Here is a 22,152-nt window from a genome sequence, read left to right on the forward strand (position 1 = left end):
TTTATGATTTAAAAAATAAATTTAATGAAGTGGATATGAAAAAACCAGAAGGATTTAAAGGATTTATGATAATGTCTATAGGCCAATTTATTTCAATGGTTGGTTCAAGTATGACTCAATTTGGTTTATCAATTTGGATTTGGAAAACAACTGGCAATGCAACTCCATTTAGCATTATAACAACTTTGTTTTTTATACCAAATTTAATATTTTCACCTATTGCTGGTGCGCTTATTGATAGATGGCCTTTAAAAAGATCTTTAATCCTTCCAGATCTTGCAGCAGGAATTGTAACTATATTAACATTTATTTTGTACACTATGAATAAATTAAATCTTCCATTCTTATATTTTGCTTCTTTTGTTTCAGGAATATTTAACTCTTTTCAATGGCCAGCATATTCAGTAACAATAAGTATTATGTTAAAAAAGGAAGAATACGGAAAAGCAAATGGACTTTTTTCAATGGTTGAAAATGGTCCGGTAATAATATCTCCAATACTTGCTGGTATTTTTTTACCTATAATAAATCTATCAGGAATAATGATAATAGATATTATAACCTTTTTATTCGCAATTGGATCAGTTTTGTATGTATTTATACCTAAAATTGAAAGGTTCCATTCAGAAGAAAAATTAAGTATTCTTAAAGATGCTTTATTTGGATTTAAATTTATTCTAACTAAAAAGCATCTACTTGCTCTTTTAACTGTTTTTTTATTTGTAAATTTTTTTGAAGGTTTTATTAATCCTTTATTTTCTCCTTTAATATTATCAAAAATGAACAATAGCAGTTTAGCATTAGGTATTGTTCAAACTTTTTTTGGATTAGGAGGATTAGTTGGTGGGTTAGTAATGACATTGTGGGGAGGAACAAAAAAGAAAGTTTATGGTTTAATAGGAGGAATAATGTTTAGCGGAATAGCACTATTAATATTTGCATTATCAAAATCTCTTTATCTTTTATCTATTTTTGGTTTCATTATCTCTTCTCTTGGAGTTATAACAAATTCTTCAAGTCAAGCAATTTGGCAGTCCAAAATACCACCTCAACTTCAAGGTAGGGTTTTTTCTGCAAGAAGAGTGATAGCTCAACTTAGTGGAATTATTCCTATGATAACTAGTGGTCCAATTATAGATAATGTTATTTCGAAATTTTTTGTGGATAACAATAGATTTTTATCTTTCTTTGGAAAAGGTAAATCAGGAGCAATGTCCTTTATGGCTTTTCTATCTGGTATTCTTGTTGTAATAGTTGCAATAAGTGCATTTTTAAATAAACTTGTCATGAATGTAGAAAAAATTGAATAAAATATTGAAAATAAATTATATATAATTAAAATAATATGGAAAATTTAATAAAAGATATATGTTTATTAATTATTGATATGCAGTATGATTTTATAAACAAACTATCACCATTATATGTAGATGAATGTAAAGATATTATCAAAAATATTAAGGAAATATTAAATATATTCAGAGTTAAAAATTTACCAAGGATTTTTGTTAAAAGAGAGCATAGAAAATCAGGAATTGATATTGATTTAACAAGACAAGATCTATTTAATGAAAAAGGTGGTTTTTTAATTGAAAAAGAGCATGGATCAGAAATTGTTGATGAGTTAAAACCTTTAAATGGAGAAATTATTGTAATAAAAAGAAGATTTTCTGCTTTTTTTGAAACAGAACTTGATCTTATTTTAAGAAGAATGAAAATTAAAACAATAATTTTGACTGGAATTCAAACTCCAAATTGCATAAGAACAACAGCATTTGATGCGATTTCTTTTGATTATGAAGTTATAGTTGTATCTGATGGAACAAAATCAAAAACAGAAGAGATTCAAATTTCTAATTTAAAAGACATGGAAGATGTTGGAATAAAAATTCTTTCAACAAAAAATTTATTAGATATGTTAAAATTATTTTAGATGATAAATATCATTAACAAAATAAATGATGAAGAATTAAACAAAAGAAAAAAGAATTTTGAAATATATATAGAAACTTCAAAAAAATTATTTGAAAATTTTATTGATGATAAAAATCCTTTCACAATATCTCTAATTGATAATAATGGTCTAATTCTGTTAGTTTTTAGTGCTGAAAATAAACCTTTTATTGAGGAAGGGATGGTAATAGATGAATCATTAGGTGTAACTGCAATATTAAAAACAATTAAAAATAACGAAGAATGTGAAGTTTTAGGAGATGAACATACCTTTCATATATTGAAATCTTGGTCATGTGCTGCATCACCCATAAGAGATATAAATGGAAATTTAGTTTGTTTAATTAGTATCTCAAGTGAAAAAGATAAATATCCTTCATATGGTTTAAAATTGGCAAAATTAATTTCTTATGCAATTGAGAATGAGGTTAATTTAAAATATACATTAAAAGAAATTGAATTATCTAAACATTTTGCAGAGGTAGTTGCCGAGGGTAATAAAGATGGAGTTCTTGTTCTTGATAAAAATGCAAATGTTTTATATATTAATCAAGTTGGCGCAAATATATTAAAAATTGATAGAGAGAAAGCAATTGGCAAAAATGTAACAGAAATAGTCGATTTTACCCCAGTTATATTAAATGTATTTAAAACTCATAAAGGTTATATAGATAAAGAATATATAATTGAAAGCCCATCAAGAGGTTTACTTCATTTTATTAAAACTGCTGTAGTTTTAAGAGATTCAAATGGTAATTTTATAGGAGTTGTAGACTTCTTTAGAGAAATTGAAAGAGTCAGAAAATTTGTTACATCATATATAGGAGCAGAAGCAAAATTTACTTTCGAGGATATAAAGGGAGAGAGTGAAAAGATTAAAGAAGTTATAAGAATAGCAAAAATTGCAGCTAAATCAAATTCTACAGTCTTAATAACAGGTGAAACTGGAACAGGAAAAGAGATGTTTGCCCAAGCAATACACTTTGAAAGTGAAAGATGTAAAGGACCATTTGTTGCTATGAATTGTGGAGCAATTCCTAGGGACCTTGCAGAAAGTGAATTTTTTGGTTATGAACCTGGGGCATTTACAGATGCAGATAAAAAAGGAAGACCAGGAAAATTCGAACTCGCAGATGGCGGAACCATTTTTCTAGATGAAATAGATGAACTTCCTCCATCTTTGCAAATTAAATTATTAAGAGCAATTGAAGATAAAGTTATTACAAGAATAGGGGGAACAAAATCATTAAAGGTGAATGTCAGAATAATATCTGCAACAAATAAAAATATACAAGATTTAATAGATAAAGGAATTTTTAGAAAAGATCTATATTATAGATTAAATGTAATACATATTAATATTCCACCATTAAGAGATAGAAAAGAAGATATTCCAATATTAATTAATCATTTTATAAATAAATTTAATTTGACATTAAATAAAAATATAAAAGGTTTTGATGAGTCATTTATTGAACCTTTGATTTATTATGATTTTCCTGGAAATGTAAGAGAGTTACAAAATATAGTTGAAAGAGCAATAAATATTAGTGAAACAGAAATATTAACAAAAGATCATTTACCTAAATATATTTTTGAAAAAAAATTAGATCTAAAAGATTATATAAATCTTGAGGAAATTAAAAAAGATTATATTGTTAAATTACTAAAAGAAAATGATTATAATATATCAAAAACATCAAAAAAATTAGGAATATCAAGACCTACTTTATATAAAATCATAAAAAAATATAAATTAGAAAAATTAATATAATTGTAAAAAAATTTAACAAATATTTACATATTTTTGTTAAATATTTTTACATATAATAAAAGAAATTTAAGAATTTTATATCAAATTTTTTGGCACAAAATTTGCTTATTATATTTTGATAAATATAAGAAAGGAGGTATTGATGGGTAATTATTCAAAAGAATTTCTACTTTCACTTTATAGAACTATGGTAAGAATCAGAACTTTTGAATTAAAAGCAGAGGAACTGTTTCTTCAAGGTAAATTACCTGGATTTATACATTTATATATAGGTGAAGAAGCAATAGCAACTGGTGCGATGGCAAACTTGCGTAAAGATGATTATATTACATCAACTCATAGAGGTCATGGTCATATGATAGCAAAAGGTGCATCAATGGACAAAATGATGGCAGAACTTTATGGTAAAAAAACAGGATACTGCAAAGGAAAAGGTGGCTCAATGCATATAGCAGATGTTTCTATTGGTGTTTTAGGAGCAAATGGTGAAGTAGGTGGTGGTTTACCAATTGCTGTTGGTGCTGCCATGGGTTTAAAAATGCTTAAAAAAGATTCTGTTGTTATCTCATTTTTTGGAGATGGCGCGTCAAATAGAGGATCTTTTCATGAATCTTTAAATTGGGCTTCTATATATAATTTACCAGTAATTTTTCTTTGTGAAAATAATCAATTTGCATCAACCGCTAGAGTTAAAGAAACCACTTCAGTAGAAAACATTTCAGATAGAGCAGTTGGATATAACATGAAAGGTGTAACAATAGATGGTAATGATATCATTCTTGTTTATGAAACAGTAAAAGAAGCTGTTGATAGAGCAAGAAATGGTGGTGGACCAACATTAATAGAAGCAAAAACATACAGATTAAAAGGACATTTTGTTGGTGATCCAATGTTATATAGAGATCAAAAGGAGGTAGAAGAATTTCTTAAGATAGAGCCTATTGGAAAGTATGAAAAATTTCTTTATGAAAATGGTTATTTGACAAATTTTGAAAAAGAAAATATTTGGAATGAAGCAAAAATTGAAGTCGAAAGTTCTGTTAGATTTGCTGAGGAAAGTGAATATCCTTATCCAGAAGAGGCATTGGAAGATTTATTTGAAATTGATGAAGGTTATGACTATTTTTAGGAGGAATTAAATGAGAGAAATAACATTTGCTGAAGCACTCGGAGAGGCAATGCTTGAAGAAATGGAGAGAGACCCTACTATTTTTACATATGGTGAAGATATAGCAAAACAGGGAGGAATATTTGGCCAATATAAATCTTTATTAGGAAAATTTAAAGACAGAGTCATAGATACACCTATATCAGAAGAAGTTATTTATGGCTCAGCATTAGGAGCAGCATTAGTTGGTATGAGACCTGTTGTTGAATTTCATTTTGCAGATTTTATATTCACTGGGATAACTTCAATAGTTAATCAAATTATGAAATTTAAACATATGACAGGTGGACAAGGAAAAATTAGAGTTGTTTTGAGAGGACCAGATGGAATAGCAAAATCTGCAGCAGCACAACATTCTGAATCAATAGAAACAATATTTATGCATATACCTGGAATTTATGTTGTAATTCCTTCAACTCCATATGATATGAAAGGTTTACTTAAAACTGCTTTAAGATGTGATGATCCAGTAATTATTTTTGAACATAAAATGCTTTATAAAATTAAAGGGCCAGTACCAGAGGAAGAATATTTTATACCATTTGGAAAGGCAGATATAAAAAGAGAAGGAAAAGATGTAACTGTTGTTGCAACTTCAAGAATGGTACACGAATCATTGAAGGCAGCTGATGAACTTAAAAAAGATGGAATTGATGTGGAGGTAATAGATCTTAGAACACTCGTTCCTTGGGATAAAGATTGTGTTATAAATTCAGTTAAAAAAACACACCATTTAGTAATAGCACATGAAACATGGAAAAGGGCTGGATGGGGTGCAGAAATAGCAGCAGTAGTACAAGAAGAAGCATTTGATTATCTTGATGCTCCAATAACAAGAGTTGGTGCTAAAAATGTTCACATTGCATTTAGCCCACCATTACAAGATTATATAGTACCAGATTATAAAAATGTAATAGAAGCTGTAAGGAGAGTTTTGAATGTATGAGTTAAGAATGCCAAAATTTGGTTTAACAATGGAAGAGGGTGTTATAACAAAATGGTATAAAAATGAAGGGGACTATATAGAAAAAGGAGAAATAGTTTGTGAGATTGAATCAGAAAAGATAATAAATGATTTAGAATCACCTGTTTCTGGGATTCTTAAAAAAATATTAGTAAGAGAGGGAGAATCAAAAAAAGTAGGGGATGTTATTGCAATTATAACTGAGAAAGATGAAGAAATAAGAGAGGAGGTGATGGAAACAAAAAAAGAAAAAGAGGAAAAAGAAATTCTTGCCTCTCCTTCAGCAAAAAGATTAGCAAAAGAAAAAGGAATAGATTTAACAAAAATAAAAGGAAGTGGACCTGGTGGTAGAATAATTGAAAAAGATATTTTAGATTATATTGAAAAACAAGAAAAATCAGAAGAGGTAATTGAAGAACTATCACCTATTAGAAAAGAGATAATTAAAAATTTAACAAAATCTTATGAAAATACAATTCTCGTAACTAATGTAACAAAAGTAAATTTCACATACTTGATGAACATCAAAAAAAGTTTATTAAAAGAAATTTCTATCACATCAATAATTTTGAAAATTGTTAGTGAAGTATTGAAAAAACATAAAAAATTTAATGCAAATTTTGATGGTGAAAAATTGATAAAATTTATGGATATAAATATTGGTATTGCAACAGATACAGAGAGAGGCCTTGTTGTTCCAGTTATAAAAAAAGTAAACGATCTTACAATATTTGAAATTGATAAAAAATTAAAGGATTTAACTCAAAAAGCAAAAGAAAATAGGTTAACTATTGAGGAAACAAAAGACTCTCATTTTACAATTTCAAATCTTGGTATGATGAGAACTGATTTCTTTACTCCAATTTTAAATGTAAATGAAGTTGGAATTCTTGGAATAGGTAGAATAAACAAAGAGGTTCAGATAGATGAAAATGGGAAAATTTATTTAAATGATGTATGTTACTTATCATTATCATATGATCATAGGGTTATAGATGGTGCTGATGCTGCAAGATTTCTAGAAGATATTTGCAGCATTATTGAAAATGAAGACAAATTAAATTATATTTTAAATCTTTATAAAGGAGGTAAAATTTTATGAAAAAATTATTAACAATTATTTTAATCACAACATTAATTTTGGGAGCTTTTATTTTAAGTGGGTGTAAAAAGGAAGAAAAGGTTGAATTTGTTCCCAAAACTGAATATACAATGCAATTAAATGTAGGACCTGCTTTCGGTTGGGGAATGGGTGCTCAAAAATGGGCAGATTTAATTAAGATAAAAACTGGTGGAAAGATAAATGTTAAACCATATTTTTCAAGTGCTTTACTACAGGGAAAACAAACTAACTGGTTCCAGGCTGTTGCAGAAGGAAGTATTGATTTTGCTGTAGAATCAACTATTAACTCTTCACCTGTTGTTAAATCTCATAATCTCTTTTCTTTACCATTTTTTATTAATACATATGAGAATTTAGATAAAATTGAAAATGGAGAAGCTGGTAAAAAGATTTTTGAAGAAATGGAAAAGTTGGGTGTTGTTCCATTTGCTTGGGGAGAAAATGGTTTTAGACAGATAACTAATAGTAAAAAGCCAATAAGAACACCTGAAGATATGAAAGGTTTAAAATTTAGAGTTGTTGGATCACCAATATTTATTGAAATATTTACTGCATTAGGTGCTGATGCTGTAAGTATGAACTGGGCAGATGCAGTAACTGCATTCCAACAGGGAGCTGTTGATGGACAAGAAAATCCATATGGAGTTTTACTTCCTGTTCAAATTTGGCAATATCATAAATATGTCACAAACTGGAATTATGTCATTGATCCACTTATTTTCTGTGTTAGTAAAAAAACATGGGATACATTTCCTGATGACATAAAACAAGCAATAAAGGAGGCAGCAATTGAAGCTGCAGAATGGGAAAAGGCTTTTGTAAGAAGAGGTCTTGATGGAGGTGCTTCAATAAAATTACTAAAAGAGAAATATAATTATATTCCTGAGATATCAGATCAAATTGCTTATGTAAAACTTAATGGAATGACAGTTATTGATATAACTGAAGAAGATAGACAGAAATTCATTCAAGCAACAAAATCAGTTTTTGATAAATGGGTTGATGTTGTAGGAAAAGATTTAGTTGAATTGGCCAAAAAGGATATGGGAAAATAATAATCAACTTTTTAAGGGGTGCAACTTTGCACCCCTTTTTATTTTATGGAGGCTAAAATGAGAAAATATTCGATTGAAGAGATTTTATCGTCTATAATTCTTGCAATAATGGCTATTATTGCGTTTATAAATGTGTTAAGTAGATATTTATTTAAATTATCTATTGCAGCAACTGAAGAACTCGAAGTAAATTTTTTTGTTTGGTTAACAGTTATAGGTATAGCATTAGCATTTGAAAAAGATTCGCATCTTAATATGACGATTGTGTTTAACAAATTTCCAAAATTGATGAAAAAAATTTCTATTTTAATTTCATCTTTTCTTTCAATGGTTTTATTTGGAATAGTCAACTATTTTGCAATTAGAGAAATTTATATGGACTTAACTCTTTTTCATATGAGAAGCGAAGCACTCAATATCCCTAATTGGATATATGTAATTGGTATTCCAATTTTTTCAATATTTGTATTTAAAAAAATTATTACATCAACAATTAAAAAAATTAAGGAATTAAAATAGGGAGGAGATAAATGTTTGCTGCATTATTATTATTTGGTATTTTTTTCATTCTAATAATTCTTGGTGCTCCTATTGGTACATCAATTGGAATAGCAGGAGTTCTTGGAACAGTTTACTATAAATTAGGTATTACAATGATATCTAGAAATTTTGCTTCTGGTATTGCTAAATTTCCATTAATTGCAATTCCATTTTTTGTTCTTGCTGGAGTTTTAATGTCAAAAGGAGGACTTGCCAAAAAAATATCAGATTTCATAATACTTGTAGTAGGACGTTCTGTTGGAGGTCTTGCTATTGCAGCAGTTGTTACTGCAACTTTTTGGGGTGCAATTTCTGGTTCAGGTCCTGCAACAGCAGCAGCAATTGGTTTAATTTTTATACCTGCAATGATAAAACAAGGATATGGTGATTTATTTTCAGCAGCAGTTGTTGCCGCAGCAAGTGGTCTTGCAATAATTATTCCACCTTCAATTGCATTTATTGTATATGGTAATATAACAGGTGTTTCAGTTGCTGCGATTTTTCTAGGTGGAATTTTACCTGGTTTAGTAGTTTCTGGAACTTTAATTGTTATAACTTATTTAATTTCAAAAAGAAGAAATTATAGAGGAACAGAAAAAAGAGGAACTACAAAAGAAATTTTAATTGCATTAAAAGACGCAATATGGGCAATTTTAGCTCCTGTAATTATTCTTGGATCAATTTATGCTGGTGTTGCAACTCCAACAGAAGCAGCTGTTATTTCTGTCTTTTATTCTTTGTTTGTGGGTATTTTTGTATACAAATCATTAAATTTAAAAACATTAATTGAATCACTAATAGAAACTTCAATAACATCAGCAGTTGTTATGTTTGTTGTTACATTCGCAGGAATTTTTTCAATAGCAGAAGCAAGACTAGGTATACTTGATTTAGCTGCAAAAGGTGTAATTAATATTTCAAAAAATCCTATTATATTTTTATTACTTGTTGATATAGTATTTCTAATAGCTGGTTTCTTTTTAGATGCTATTTCAATTATGTATGTTGTTATGCCAATTTTCTTACCTGTTTTAAAATCTTTTGGTGTTGATCCTTTATTTTTTGGAGTAGCAGTAACTGTTGCATGTGCAATAGGCCAAATAACACCTCCAGTTGCAGTTAATCTTTATGTAACTGCAAATTTAGTAAAAAAACCTTTAGATCAAGTAGCAAAAGAGATATGGCCATTCGTTTTATTTACAATTGTTGGTCTTTTGATTGTCACATATGCTCCAAAACTTTCGCTTTTAATACCTATTGCTTCTAAACTTTATGTGCCTTGATATTTTTTAAAATCTTCAATTGCTTTTTGAGTTAATGGATTTTCAAATATTTCATCAAAGATATTTTTAGGGATAGTTATTGCATCACTTCCATTTTTAACTACATCCTCTACCTCTTTTGAACTTCTAAAACTTGCAGAAAGTATTTTTATGTTTAATCCATTTTCTTTTATTATAATTTTTGAATCTTTAACTATACTAATAGGGTCTCCCCCATATCTTCCAATTCTATTTATATATGGAATTAAATAAAGAGGCTCATATTTTAAAGAGAAAATTATTTGTGAAAGAGAAAAAATTGATGTTATTGAAAATGGAATATTCTCTTTTTTAAATAGGGGCAAACTTTTTAATCCTTCTTTGGAAAATGGAATTTTTAATACTAAACCTTCAGGGTAAATTAAATAATATGTTTTTCCTTCTTCATAAATTTTTAGATAATCTTCTTCTAAAGTTTGTACAAAAACTTTTAAATTTAAATTTTTACATAAATTAATAACTTCTTTTATTGAAATTTTTTCTTTTCCTAATAAAGTTGGATTTGTTGTAACACCAGAAATAAGTTTAGTCGAGTTTATCTCTTCAATTTCTCGCAAATTAGCGCTATCTAAAAATATTTCCATATTTGATAAAATTATAATACATTGTCTTAAGGAGGTAAAGATATGAAGTTAAAAGATATTTACAAACTGTTTATAGAATTAGGAATTAAATATGACCCAAGAGGTAAAGATGAGGTTTTAAAACTTATTGAAGAGAGAAAAAAGGAGTTTGAAAAACTTGAAGAAAAAGAAAAAGAGTTTTTTGATTTAGATTCTTTATTTAATCCATATGGAGATACAAGAATTCTTTATGGCACAGGTGATGAAGAAATACAAAGTTTAATTGCAGGAATTGATATTGATAGTGCTGAAGTTATGCTTGGTAAAAATTTGAATTTTGATCTTGTTCTTGCTCATCATCCAAGAGGAATTGGTTTGCTTAATCTTCCAGATGTTATGAGATTACAAGAAGATGCTTTAATTCACCATGGAATTCCAATTAATATTGGACAAAAATTAATGGCTAAAAGAATTTCTGAGGTTGATAGAGCATTAACCCCACAAAATGCATATAGAGCTATAGATACCGCAAGACTTTTAAACTTACCATTTATGTGTGTACATACTCCTTCAGACAATGCTGTTCATTCATATTTAACAAATATATTTGAAAAAGAAAAACCAAAATATTTAAAAGATGTAATAGAGGTTCTTTTAACAATTCCAGAATATAGAGAGGCAAAAAAACTTGGTTTTGGTCCAAAAATTTTCAGTGGAGACCTTAAGAGTAAGGCAGGTAAAATTGTCGTAGATATGACTGGTGGAACAGAAGGTGCTAAAGAACTTATGAAGAAATTTTCTGATGCTGGAATTGGAACAATAATTGGAATGCATTTCTCTGAGGAACATAGAAAAGAAGCAGAAGAAGCATTAATAAATCTTGTTGTCGCTGGTCATATGTCATCTGATTCTTTAGGTTTAAATCTTCTTCTTGATGAATTAGAGAAAAAGGGTATTAAAATTGAAACTTTTTCTGGATTAATAAGAGTTAAAAGAATATAAAAAAAGGGGTGCGGTATTTACCGCACCCATAAAATTTTCTACTTTATATACAAATTAAAATTCAGTTTTTCCAGTAAAATTAAATTCTTTTACTCTAATATAGGGAACAACACTAACATGAGCTCCGCCTTTTTGAACTTTTCTTTCTTTTGAAATTTCAACTACATTGTTCATTAGTTCAACCATATTTTGTGTGAATCTCATATTTTTAACTGGGGTAGTTATCTTTCCATCTTCAATTAAAAATGTTCCATCTCTTGTCATTCCAGTTATTATTACTCTTTTTGGATCTAGAGGATTAGTATAATGAAATCTAGAAACAAAAACTCCTTTTTTTACATTTTTTATCATGTCTTCAACATTACTTTCTCCTTCTTTCATAAATAGATTTAATGCAAAAGGTCCTATAGAATTTGGTTGAGGGAGAGAGTGTCCTGTATTTTCTTTTCCATATTTGAAAGCATGATATGAATCATACACAACTCCTTTTGCTATACCATTTTCTATTAAATTGACTCTTTTTTTAGAAACGCCCTCAAAATCAAAAACAATAGGTGCACCAGATGGATCTAAACCATCATCCCAAATTGTAATATTTTCTCCAAAAACTTTTTCACCCAATTTTCCACTCATAAAACTTGTATCTTGATGAAATGATTTTGCTCCAAATGAAAGATAAGCAAAAAAGAAAAGTATATCTTCTACTGCATATGGAGTTAGTATTACTTCATACTTATTAGGCTCTAAGTCAATTGGATTTTTTCCCATTAAAACTCTATAAATTACTTCTTCAGCAAGATCAATTTCATTTAATTCTGAAAATCTCAATGCAAATCTATCTCCATAACCAGAAGAGTTTTCACTCATTATAACAGTTGAAAATGTTATTGAAGAATAAGGTGAATAAGCTTCAATTCCTCTTGAATTTAAGATAGCATACTCTTCTAAATCTAAAGACAAAGCACCTGATGCAATTAAATTATATTTTTCTGAAAGTTTTACAAGATTTGAAACTTTATTTGCAAGATCTTCAGGATTAACTTTTAAATTTTCTTCATAAAAAGTTTTAATTTCAATATAATTATCTTTTTCAGGTAATTTTACAAAATCTGGGTCTTCTTTCGAGTATTCTGCTATTTCTTCTGCGTCTTTGACTGCTTTAATTACACCCTCTTCTGTTAGATTGTTTGTTTCAACAAATCCAATTTTTTTATTTTTAATAACTCTTACTCTAATTTGAGAATTTGTTTCTTTCACATTTTGATGAATTGTATTGTTAGCAAATCTTGTTAAAGTTGACTCTTTGCCAAGATAAAGAAGTTCAATCTCATCTACTTTCGATACATCAATTCCCTTTCTTAAAATTTTTATAATTTCATCTTTTCCTCTCATCTTATCACCCCTACTCTTACATTTCTAAATCTTGCAGGTGATGTTCCATGAGATACCTGCATAATTTGAGTGGGTTCACCTTTTCCACAATTTGGTAAACCCCAAACATGCCAAAGGTCTTTGTTTCCAATTCCATCACATGATCTCCAAAATTCATAAGTTATTCCTGTATATGTTGGATTTTTTATCATTTCGCCAAGTTTACCATCTTTAATTTCCCATCCAATTTCACATCCAAATTGAAAGTTAAGTCTCTTATCATCTATCGACCAACTTTTATTAGTCTCAACATAAATTCCTTCTTTGATACCACCAATTAACTCCTCAAAAGAAAGATTACCAGGTTCAAGATTTATTGAGGTCATTCTAATAAGTGGAATTCTATTCCATCCATCTGCTCTCATGGCACCTATTGGCTTTAGACCAACTTTGTGAGCAGTTTCTCTTGAAGTAAGATATCCAACAAAAATACCATCTTTCACAAGATAAACTCTCTGAGCTGGCACTCCTTCATCATCATATTTAAAACCACCAAGTGCGTATGGTGTTGTAGCATCAGCTGTAATATTAACTATTTTAGAACCATATTGAAATTTTCCTAATTTTTCAGGAGTTAAAAATGAAGTCCCTGCATATGAAGCTTCCATTCCAAAGACTCTATCAAGTTCAGCAGGATGTCCTAATGATTCGTGAACTTGAAGAGCCATTTGATCTCCACTAATAACAATATCCATATAACCCTGAGGACATGGTTTTGCATTAAGTAAATCTACACTTTGTTTCGCAATTCTTTCACTATTTTCAATTAGTTTCAATTCTTCAATAAATTCATAGCCTTTTCTTGAAAAATCACCACCTAAAGATGCTGGGTAACTCCTTCTTTGGACTTCTCCTGTATCTCCTATTGCATATGCTTCTATGCCTGCACCAGAAACTATTCTTTCTTGAAAAATATATGAACCCTCTGTTGATGCAAAATATTTATTTTGTTTTAAGAAGTACAAACTCCCCCTTCTTATTTTTACCGCTTTAAATTGAGACATAATTTTGTCACATTCTAGAAGAAGCGCAAGTTTTTTGTCAAGTGATATAGAAAATGGATCTAGTTTATAATTTTCATGATATTCATCTTCAAAAATGTCAACTGGTGATAGAATAACATCTTCTTTTTTTACAATTTGTGAAGCTTTAGCAATACTAATTGCTTCATCTAATACTTTTATCATCTCATATTTATCAATTTTCGATGAAGAAGAAAAACCCCATGAACCATTAAGTAAAACCCTTATACCAAAACCTTTTGAAATCGATTTACCAATTCCTTGTACTGTTCCATTTTCAGTGTCAATTGTTTCAACTTCATCCTCAATCACTCTTACATCTCCATAATTTACCCCTCTTTTTTTAGCCTCTTCCATAATCCATCTTACTTCATCCTTCATAAATCCTCCTTTATTTAAATGTTAAACTCAATAACCTCTTTATTCTCTCTTCAATCGGTGGATGAGTCGCAAAAAGTTTTTCTCCTGAAAATGGACTCCTTATAAATAGATGAGCTGTTGCTTCAGAAGGATTTTTCATAGGTTTTTGATATTCGCTTAATTTTTTTAAAGCACTTGCAAGCCCATATGGATTTCTTATTATATATGCACCATCAGCATCTGCAAGAAACTCTCTCTGTCTTGAAATTGCTGCTCTTATTAATGCAACAAGAATAGGAGATACAATAGCTAAAATTATGGCAATTACCATAAAAATTGCATTGCCTCCCTCTTTTTCTCTTTTACGTGTACCTCCTCCAAAGAAAAAGACACTTCTTAAAAAAATATCTCTCAATAAAACAATCAACCCAACAACAATTCCAATAACAGTCATTAGTAATATATCATAATTTCTTATATGTGAAATTTCATGTGAAATAACTCCTTGAAGTTCTTCTCTATTCATCATTTCAAGAAGACCAGTTGTAACGCAAATAGAAGCATTTTGAGGGTTTCTACCAGTTGCAAAAGCATTAGGTTGTTGTTCATTCATAATATATACTTTTGGTTTAGGAATTCCTGCAGCAATTGCAACCTCCTCAACTACATTATGAAGAACATAAAACTTATCTCTATCTGCAGGAGTTGCTCCAACAGAAAGAAGAGCTATTTTATCAGAATTGTAATAAACCACCAAATTGTAAAAGATTATGAATATTGCTATTAAAATTAATCCAGATATTCCCCATTCAAGTGCATAAACAAATAGATATCCTATGAGAAATAAAATAATTGAAAATATAATCAAAAAGAAAGTTGTTCTTCTTTTATTCTCTGCTATTAATTCATAAAGAGTTTTTTTCATAAATTAAAAACTAACTCTTATTGGTCCCCTTTCTTCTTCTGGCACAGGATAATATTCAGCAGGAGTTAAGCCCATGATTCTTGCCACAAATACTGCTGGAATTCTTTCTTGAGCTGCATTAAAATTCATAACAATATCATTATAGAATTGTCTTGAAAATGCAATTTTGTTTTCTGTATTTGTTAATTCCTCTTGAAGTTTTAAAAAATTTTCATTTGCTTTAAGTTCTGGGTAATTTTCTGCAACTGCAAATAGAGTTTTTAAAGCTCCAGTCAACTGATTGTTTGCCTCACCTATATCTTTAATTGAACCTGCACTCATTGCTCTGGTTCTTAAATCAGTTACTCTTTCAAAAACTTCTCTTTCATGTTTAGCATAACCTTTTACTGTTTCAACTAAATTTGGAATTAAATCATATCTTCTTTTAAGTTGAACATCTATCTGAGCCCATGCATTTTTAACCCTATTTTTTAAGGTTATAAACATGTTGTAAGTGCCTATGAACCAAAAGAGAGCAATCAGCACTACTCCTAAAATGATCCATCCAAACATTATTCACCTCCAATTTTTTTAATTATACTATTTTTAAATATTTTTGTTATAGATAAAAAGTAAATAAAGTGATACTATTATACCAACTATTGAAAAAATTAAGATAAATAGTGGGAAGGAATTTAATTTTTTATCAATTAAATATCCTAATAAACCTAACCCTAAAGTTGTTAATAAAAAAATAAAAATAACTTCAAATACTATTTGTAAAAAACTCTTATTTTTCATCCTTTAGTTAATTATATAAAAATAATGATATAATAGTTTAAAGATGAAAGGAAAAAGTTTTATACATAAAAATGCAATTAGAGATATAGCAATTCTTTCTGCTTTAAGATGTTATGGCATTGTTGGTATGGCACCTATAAATCTTATTCAGAAAATTGAAAAAGCGCTAGGCTCAAGCGAAGCAACAAGAGGAGTTGAAGTAGAGTTTTTAAATGGAAAATTTGTAATAAAATATCATATTGTTGTCTCAAAAGGAATAAATATAAAAGAAGTTATAAATAACTTAATTGAACAAGCAGAGTTTTCTTTTCAAAAAATGATTCATATAAAACCTAAAATTAAAGTCATAGTTGAAGAGGTTAAGGAGGAATAATTTTGGACTATCTTGATAAAGATTTTTTTCTTAACTTCTTTTATTTAGGATACAAAGAAGTTGAGAAAAGAAAAGAAGATATAAATAAATTAAATGTATTTCCAGTTCCTGATGGAGATACAGGAACAAATATGTATATGACTTTACAATCAAGTTGCGAAGAAATAAATAAAAATAATCCAAAAACCGTAGGAGAAGTGTCTCAATGTATAGCAAGAGGAAGCTTAATGGGGGCAAGAGGAAATTCTGGTGTTATTATGTCACAAATTTTTAAGGGAATGAATATTGTTTTAAAAGATAAAGATAAAATTACACCAAAAGATCTTTCGTTATCATTTATCGAAGGAGTTTCAAAGGCATATAAAGCAGTAATTAAACCAGTTGAAGGAACAATTTTAACTGTTGCTAAAAGTTTCGCAAAAACTTTATATGAAAAAATAAAAGAAGGTAAAAATTTAGAAGATGCATTTTTAGATGCAATTATAAAAGGGAGAGAAACTCTTAAAAAAACTCCTGAGATGTTGAGCATTTTGAAAGAAGCAGGTGTTGTTGACGCAGGAGGACTTGGATTTATTTTTTTTGTTGAAGGTGCATATAAAGCAATTAAAGGAAGAGAAGTTGAATTAGAAAAAATTGAATTAAAAGAACCTAGGAAATTTGAAAAATTAATTTATCCTTATGATGTTGTTATTCTTCTCTCAACAAATTTAAAAGAAGAATCTATTATGAAAGATTTTAATATAGAGGGAGATTCTTTAATTGTTGGAAAAGAAGAAGATTTCTTTAAAATTCATTATCATACCAATAATTTGTTTGATTTAATAAACTATTTCAATCAAAGGGGTACAGTAATAAAAATAAATGTTGAAAACATGCAATATGAAGTTGATAAATTAAAAGAAAAGAAAAAAGATGTCGGATTTATAGCAGTATCTCGAGGTAAAGGATTTGAAAAAATTTTGAAAGAAGCCGGAGTTGATTATATAGTGGAGGGAGGACAATCTTTTAATCCTTCAACAAAAGAGATACTTGAGGGAATAGAAAGTGTAAATGCAGATAAAATAATTGTTTTTCCAAATAATTCAAATGTTTATTTTTCAGCTCTTCAAACAAAAGAGTTAACTAATAAAAAGATAGAAGTAATACCAACAAAGTCAATACCAGAATGCATCACTTCTCTTACAATGGTAGACAAAAACAAAAGTTTTGAAGAAATAATTGAAGATTTAAAAGAATATATTAAAAATATTAGAACTATTGAAGTTACGAAATCAATTAGAGATACAGTTTTTAATGGAACAAAAATTAATGAAGGAGACTTTATATCAATTTATGAAGATAGAATAGTTGGAGATAAAGAATCTCCTGAAAACTCATTAATTAAAATGCTTAAAACAATTGAGATTGAAGATGGAACTCTTATATCAATTTATTATGGAGAAGAAATCAACGAAGAGAAGGGCAAGCAACTGAAAGAAAAGCTTGAAGAATTATATCCTAATTGTGATATAGAAATTTACTATGGTGGTCAACCACTATATTATTACATAGTAGCATTGGAGTAAATATGATAAAAATAGTCATTGATTCTGGTTGTGATTTACCAGATGATTATTTAAAAGAAAAAGATATAAAGGTTATACCTTTATATTTAAAATTAAATGATAAATTTTTAAAAGATGGAGTTGATATTAAAGGAAAAGAATTTTTTAATATTTTAAAAGAAAACAAAAATATTAACACTTCGCAACCACCTCTTGAAGATTTTATAAATGTTTATAAAGATTTAATTGAAAAAGGTAATGAAGTAATTTCAATACATATAACTGGTAAAGGTTCTGGTACAGTTAATACTGCAAAAATTGCAAAGGAAGAGGTAGACAAAAATAAAATAGATGTTCTTGATTCTAATCATATTTCAGCATCATACGGTTTTATTGTAAAAAGAGTTCAAGAACTCATTGAAAAGGGTTTTTCAAGAAATGAAATTGTGAAAAAATTTAGTGAATTTATAGAAAAAGTTCAACTCATTTTTACTCTTAATACTCTTGAATATGTACACAAAGGAGGTAGAGTTAAAGATATTAAAACTATAGTATCAAATATTCTTGATATCAAACCAATTCTTATTATGAAAGATGGTTTACCTAAGATACACAAACTTATTAGGGGAAGAAAGAATTCTATAAAAGAATTGATAAAAAATGTTTTGGACCATTTAAAAAATGTTAAAAATTTTGAAATTGCTTTTTTGCATGGTGATGCTGAAGATGAAATAAATTTTGTAAAGGATGAAATTTTAAAAAATATAAAACCTAGTTTCTCTTTTACAAAACTTATAAGCTCTGCTCTTGGTGTTCATGCTGGACCTGGTTCTTTGGGAGTCGCAATAAATTTTATTGAGGAGGAGGTATGATTGAAAATTATAAATTAAAACCTAATCAATTAAAAAAAGAGTGTGATCTTTCATTTTTTAAATTTAAAACAACTGAAGAGATTCAACCTATTGAATATTTGATAGGTCAGGAAAGGGCGCTATCAAGTATCAATTTTGCACTTGATATAAAAGTTGATGGTTATAACCTTTTTGTATCAGGTCCCTCTGGATCAGGAAGAACATCCGCAGTTAGAAGAATTGTAAGTGATAAAGCAAAAGATGAAAAAACACCTGATGATCTTTGTTATGTTTATAATTTTAAAGATCCTGACAGACCAAACCTTATAAAATTTCCTAGTGGAAAAGGTAATAGTTTTGCAAAAGATGTTGATGATTTTATTTCAACTATAAGAAAAACAATTCCTAAAGCATTTGAAACAGAAGATTATGAAAGAAGAAGAAATGAAATAGTTAAAAGATTCCAAATAGAAAAAGAAAATATTCTTCTTGAAATCGAGAATATTGCAAAAGAAAAAGGTTTTTTAATACAGTTAACCCCTACTGGAGTTTTAACAATACCACTTAAAGATGGAGCACCATTAAAACCTGAAGATTTTCAGAAATTAACACCAGAAGAACAAAAGAGAATTCAAGAAGAAGGACAAAAACTTCTTGAAGAGTTAAATGAAGTTGTTTTAAAGATAAAAAAAATAGATAAAAAAATAATTGAAAATTTAAACGAACTTGACATTGAAATTGCTGTTTTTGCAATAGGACATCTCCTTAAAGACTTAAAAGAAAAATATAATGATGTTCAAGAAGTGAGTGATTATTTAGATGAATTAAAAGAAGATATTATAAATAATTTAAATTTTTTTAAATCACCAAAAGAGAATGGTGATGAATTTTTAAGAAGGTATAAAATAAATGTAATTGTTGATAATTCAAAAACAAAAGGGGCACCAGTTATTTATGAAACAAATCCAACTTACTTTAATCTTTTCGGTGGAATTGAGTATGAAACAAAAATGGGTGTTATGTATACAGATTTCAATTTAATAAAATCAGGGTCAATTCATAAAGCAAATGGTGGATATTTAATCATAAACGCATTAGATCTCCTTTTAAATCAATTCTCTTGGGATGCATTAAAAAGAACTCTAAAAAATAAAGAATCTATAATTGAAAATCCTCTGGAACAATTAAAAATTGTTCCAACAGTATCTATTAAACCAGAACCAATTCCTATTGATGTTAAGGTAATTTTAATAGGAACTCCTTACATATACTATCTTCTCTATTATTACGATGAAGATTTTAAAAAACTTTTCAAAGTTAAGGCTGAATTTGATACTGAAATGGATAGAAATGAAGAAAATATGAATAAATATGTCAATTTTATTACTAGTTATGTTAAAAAAGAGAATTTAAAGCATCTTACAAAAGAAGCAGTTAAAGAGGTAATTGAATATGGTTCAAGAATTGTAGAAGATCAAGAAAAAATAACAACAAGATTTCAACTTATAGGAGATCTAATTACTGAAGCAAATTATTGGGCTCAAAAAGAAAACTCAAATTATATAGATGCAATACATATCAAAAGAGCAATAGATGAAAAATATTATAGGTCAAATTTAATTGAGAATAAAATCCATGAATTAATAAAAGATGGAACACTGCTTATAGATGTTGATGGAGAAAAAATAGGACAGATAAATGGACTTGCTATAATTTCAATTGGAGATTTTGATTTTGCAAAACCGACAAAAATAACAGCAGATATCTCTATGGGTGCAAAGGGTATCATTAACATTGAAAGAGAAGTAAAACTTTCAGGAAGAATTCATGATAAAGGTGTGATGATTTTATCAGGTTATATTGGAGAAAGATATGCAAAAGATAAACCTCTATCTCTTTCAGCAACCCTTACTTTTGAACAATCATATGAAGAGGTTGAAGGAGACTCTGCCTCAAGCGCAGAACTGTATGCATTAATTTCAAGTATAGGAAAATTGCCTATAAAACAATATCTTGCAGTAACAGGATCAGTTAATCAAAAAGGAGAGATTCAACCCATTGGTGGTGTTAATAGAAAAATTGAAGGATTTTTTGATACTTGTAAAATAAAAGGTTTAACAGGAAAACAAGGAGTAATTATCCCTAAAACAAATGTTAAACATCTTATGCTTAAAAAGGAGGTTATAGACGCTGTAAAAGATGGTAAATTCCATATTTATGCAATATCAACCATTGAAGAAGGTTTAGAAATTTTAACAGGTATGAAAATCGAAGAAATAGATAAGAGAGTAAATGAAGAATTATATAAATTAGCAATATCTTATAAGAAATTCGGTGAAGAAAAAAGAGTTAGAGATAAAAACAAAAAGTAGTTCTGAAACAATTAATTTTGGAAAAAAATTATCAAATTGTTTAAAAAGGGGTGATTTAATTCTTATTAGAGGCGAACTTGGTGCAGGAAAATCAACATTAATAAAGGGTATTGGAAAAGGAATTGGAGTTAATGAAGATGTTAAATCACCCTCTTTTATTATAGTTAATGAACTAAAAGGAAGGGAATTAATATTATATCATATAGATTTGTATAGAATTGAAGGTAATGAAATTTTTGAACTCGGTTTAAATGAATTTTTGAATAACGGAGTAGTCGCAATTGAATGGGCTGAAAAAGTATATAATTTTTTTGAAGATTTTGATTTAATTGATATAGAAATTAAAATTTTGAGCGAGAATGAGAGAAATATAAAAATTACATTAAAAGGAGAAGAGATTATTAAAAGATGCTTCATGTTTCTTTAAATACAGCAATTGAACCATATAGCATATCTCTTTTAGAAGATGAAAAGTTCTTATCTGGATACTCTTGGATTTTTTCTAATACAGGAAAAAATGAACATTTATTTGGACTTGATTTAATTTTAAAAAATTCTGGAAAACATATCAAAGATTTAAATTTTTTAACAATTTTATCAGGTCCTGGTTCATTTACAGGTTTAAGAATAGGTTTTACATTTGCAAAAACAATTAATTATATTTTTAAAATACCAGTTGTATCAATTGATGTATTTGAAGTTATAAAAGAAAGTATTAATATAAAAAATTATGTTATTGTTATTAATGCAGGAATTAAGGAACTCATCACTTTTGATGGAGAGAATATTAAAATAATAAAAATTGATGAATTATTAAATGTCTCAAAAGATAAAATAATAATTTTTCCAGAGTATTATCTGTTTAGCGAATTCAAAATAGGTATTTATCTAAATATAGATACTTATATGCTTGGAAAAATTGGATTAAATAAATTTAAAATGGGAGAAGTTTTTAACTATAAAAATTTAAATCCATTTTATCTTAAAGATGCTGAATCAATTTTTAAAAAATTTAAATAAATTGGAGGAA

22 protein-coding genes are annotated in these 22,152 nt (G+C 28.1%); 16 read left to right on the forward strand and 6 right to left on the reverse strand.

Annotation, left to right across the window (positions count from 1 at the left end; all coding sequences use genetic code 11):
* Window positions 1-35 precede the first annotated feature (35 nt).
* The 9 genes from N3D74_02940 (at window position 36) to N3D74_02980 (ending at window position 9,860) form a co-directional block, all read left to right on the forward strand.
* The gene (locus N3D74_02940; GenBank protein ID MCX8095129.1) at window positions 36-1,310 is read left to right on the forward strand and encodes an MFS transporter; all 1,275 of its coding nucleotides are present in this window, start codon (window positions 36-38) and stop codon (window positions 1,308-1,310) included.
* A gap of 35 nt (window positions 1,311-1,345) precedes the next feature.
* Window positions 1,346-1,933 carry a cysteine hydrolase gene (locus tag N3D74_02945; protein ID MCX8095130.1) on the forward strand — a complete coding sequence of 196 codons (588 nt, stop codon included), beginning with the start codon at window positions 1,346-1,348 and terminating at the stop codon, window positions 1,931-1,933.
* A complete protein-coding gene (locus N3D74_02950; protein ID MCX8095131.1) occupies window positions 1,934-3,727 on the forward strand; it encodes a sigma 54-interacting transcriptional regulator in 1,794 nt (597 codons plus the stop codon).
* Window positions 3,728-3,869: 142 nt separating this feature from the next.
* Window positions 3,870-4,856: a thiamine pyrophosphate-dependent dehydrogenase E1 component subunit alpha gene (locus N3D74_02955; protein MCX8095132.1), complete on the forward strand. Its 987-nt coding sequence runs from the start codon at window positions 3,870-3,872 to the stop codon at window positions 4,854-4,856.
* 10 nt (window positions 4,857-4,866) lie between these two features.
* On the forward strand, window positions 4,867-5,841 hold the full coding sequence (locus tag N3D74_02960) for an alpha-ketoacid dehydrogenase subunit beta (GenBank protein ID MCX8095133.1): 975 nt from the start codon (window positions 4,867-4,869) through the stop codon (window positions 5,839-5,841).
* Complete coding sequence (locus N3D74_02965) at window positions 5,834-6,961, forward strand: 2-oxo acid dehydrogenase subunit E2 (GenBank protein MCX8095134.1); 1,128 nt, start codon at window positions 5,834-5,836, stop codon at window positions 6,959-6,961. The genes N3D74_02960 and N3D74_02965 overlap by 8 nt, the downstream gene beginning before the upstream one ends.
* A complete protein-coding gene (locus N3D74_02970) occupies window positions 6,958-8,037 on the forward strand; it encodes a DctP family TRAP transporter solute-binding subunit (protein ID MCX8095135.1) in 1,080 nt (359 codons plus the stop codon). Before N3D74_02965 ends, N3D74_02970 begins: the two co-directional genes overlap by 4 nt.
* Before the next feature lie 57 nt (window positions 8,038-8,094).
* On the forward strand, window positions 8,095-8,556 hold the full coding sequence (locus tag N3D74_02975; protein ID MCX8095136.1) for a TRAP transporter small permease subunit: 462 nt from the start codon (window positions 8,095-8,097) through the stop codon (window positions 8,554-8,556).
* Window positions 8,557-8,567: 11 nt separating this feature from the next.
* The gene (locus tag N3D74_02980; protein MCX8095137.1) at window positions 8,568-9,860 is read left to right on the forward strand and encodes a TRAP transporter large permease; all 1,293 of its coding nucleotides are present in this window, start codon (window positions 8,568-8,570) and stop codon (window positions 9,858-9,860) included.
* Here N3D74_02980 and N3D74_02985 read toward each other — a convergent pair.
* A complete protein-coding gene (locus N3D74_02985; GenBank protein ID MCX8095138.1) occupies window positions 9,848-10,483 on the reverse strand; it encodes a hypothetical protein in 636 nt (211 codons plus the stop codon). The two genes, N3D74_02980 and N3D74_02985, sit on opposite strands and share 13 nt — an antisense overlap.
* A gap of 42 nt (window positions 10,484-10,525) precedes the next feature.
* Between N3D74_02985 and N3D74_02990 the strand changes: the two genes are divergently transcribed.
* The gene (locus N3D74_02990) at window positions 10,526-11,464 is read left to right on the forward strand and encodes an NGG1p interacting factor NIF3 (GenBank protein ID MCX8095139.1); all 939 of its coding nucleotides are present in this window, start codon (window positions 10,526-10,528) and stop codon (window positions 11,462-11,464) included.
* 54 nt (window positions 11,465-11,518) lie between these two features.
* Here the strand turns inward: N3D74_02990 and N3D74_02995 are convergent, their stop codons facing one another.
* From N3D74_02995 to N3D74_03015, 5 genes are read right to left on the reverse strand one after another with little or no spacing between them, the layout of a single operon-like run.
* On the reverse strand, window positions 11,519-12,856 hold the full coding sequence (locus N3D74_02995) for a TldD/PmbA family protein (protein ID MCX8095140.1): 1,338 nt from the start codon (window positions 12,854-12,856) through the stop codon (window positions 11,519-11,521).
* The gene (locus N3D74_03000) at window positions 12,853-14,298 is read right to left on the reverse strand and encodes a TldD/PmbA family protein (protein ID MCX8095141.1); all 1,446 of its coding nucleotides are present in this window, start codon (window positions 14,296-14,298) and stop codon (window positions 12,853-12,855) included. Before N3D74_03000 ends, N3D74_02995 begins: the two co-directional genes overlap by 4 nt.
* 10 nt (window positions 14,299-14,308) lie before the next feature.
* Window positions 14,309-15,202, reverse strand: coding sequence for a zinc metalloprotease HtpX (gene htpX / locus N3D74_03005; protein ID MCX8095142.1), 894 nt, complete (start codon window positions 15,200-15,202; stop codon window positions 14,309-14,311).
* A gap of 3 nt (window positions 15,203-15,205) precedes the next feature.
* Window positions 15,206-15,754: a LemA family protein gene (locus N3D74_03010; protein ID MCX8095143.1), complete on the reverse strand. Its 549-nt coding sequence runs from the start codon at window positions 15,752-15,754 to the stop codon at window positions 15,206-15,208.
* Window positions 15,755-15,787: 33 nt separating this feature from the next.
* Window positions 15,788-15,982, reverse strand: a complete 195-nt coding sequence (locus N3D74_03015; protein MCX8095144.1) for an AtpZ/AtpI family protein — start codon at window positions 15,980-15,982, stop codon at window positions 15,788-15,790.
* Between the two features lie 43 nt (window positions 15,983-16,025).
* Between N3D74_03015 and N3D74_03020 the strand changes: the two genes are divergently transcribed.
* Genes N3D74_03020 through N3D74_03045 form a run of 6 tightly spaced genes read left to right on the forward strand, consistent with a single transcriptional unit; the run spans window position 16,026 to window position 22,142 of the window.
* On the forward strand, window positions 16,026-16,355 hold the full coding sequence (locus tag N3D74_03020; GenBank protein MCX8095145.1) for an Asp23/Gls24 family envelope stress response protein: 330 nt from the start codon (window positions 16,026-16,028) through the stop codon (window positions 16,353-16,355).
* Window positions 16,356-16,357: 2 nt separating this feature from the next.
* Complete coding sequence (locus N3D74_03025) at window positions 16,358-17,920, forward strand: DAK2 domain-containing protein (protein MCX8095146.1); 1,563 nt, start codon at window positions 16,358-16,360, stop codon at window positions 17,918-17,920.
* 2 nt (window positions 17,921-17,922) lie between these two features.
* A complete protein-coding gene (locus N3D74_03030; protein ID MCX8095147.1) occupies window positions 17,923-18,771 on the forward strand; it encodes a DegV family protein in 849 nt (282 codons plus the stop codon).
* Window positions 18,768-21,122 carry an AAA family ATPase gene (locus tag N3D74_03035; protein MCX8095148.1) on the forward strand — a complete coding sequence of 785 codons (2,355 nt, stop codon included), beginning with the start codon at window positions 18,768-18,770 and terminating at the stop codon, window positions 21,120-21,122. Before N3D74_03030 ends, N3D74_03035 begins: the two co-directional genes overlap by 4 nt.
* Window positions 21,085-21,549, forward strand: coding sequence for a tRNA (adenosine(37)-N6)-threonylcarbamoyltransferase complex ATPase subunit type 1 TsaE (tsaE, locus tag N3D74_03040; GenBank protein MCX8095149.1), 465 nt, complete (start codon window positions 21,085-21,087; stop codon window positions 21,547-21,549). Before N3D74_03035 ends, tsaE begins: the two co-directional genes overlap by 38 nt.
* Window positions 21,531-22,142: a tRNA (adenosine(37)-N6)-threonylcarbamoyltransferase complex dimerization subunit type 1 TsaB gene (locus N3D74_03045; GenBank protein ID MCX8095150.1), complete on the forward strand. Its 612-nt coding sequence runs from the start codon at window positions 21,531-21,533 to the stop codon at window positions 22,140-22,142. Before tsaE ends, N3D74_03045 begins: the two co-directional genes overlap by 19 nt.
* The last annotated feature ends 10 nt before the right edge of the window (window positions 22,143-22,152 follow it).

It is taken from the genome of Caldisericia bacterium (genome assembly GCA_026414995.1).
Taxonomy (GTDB): Bacteria; Caldisericota; Caldisericia; order B22-G15; family B22-G15; genus JAAYUH01.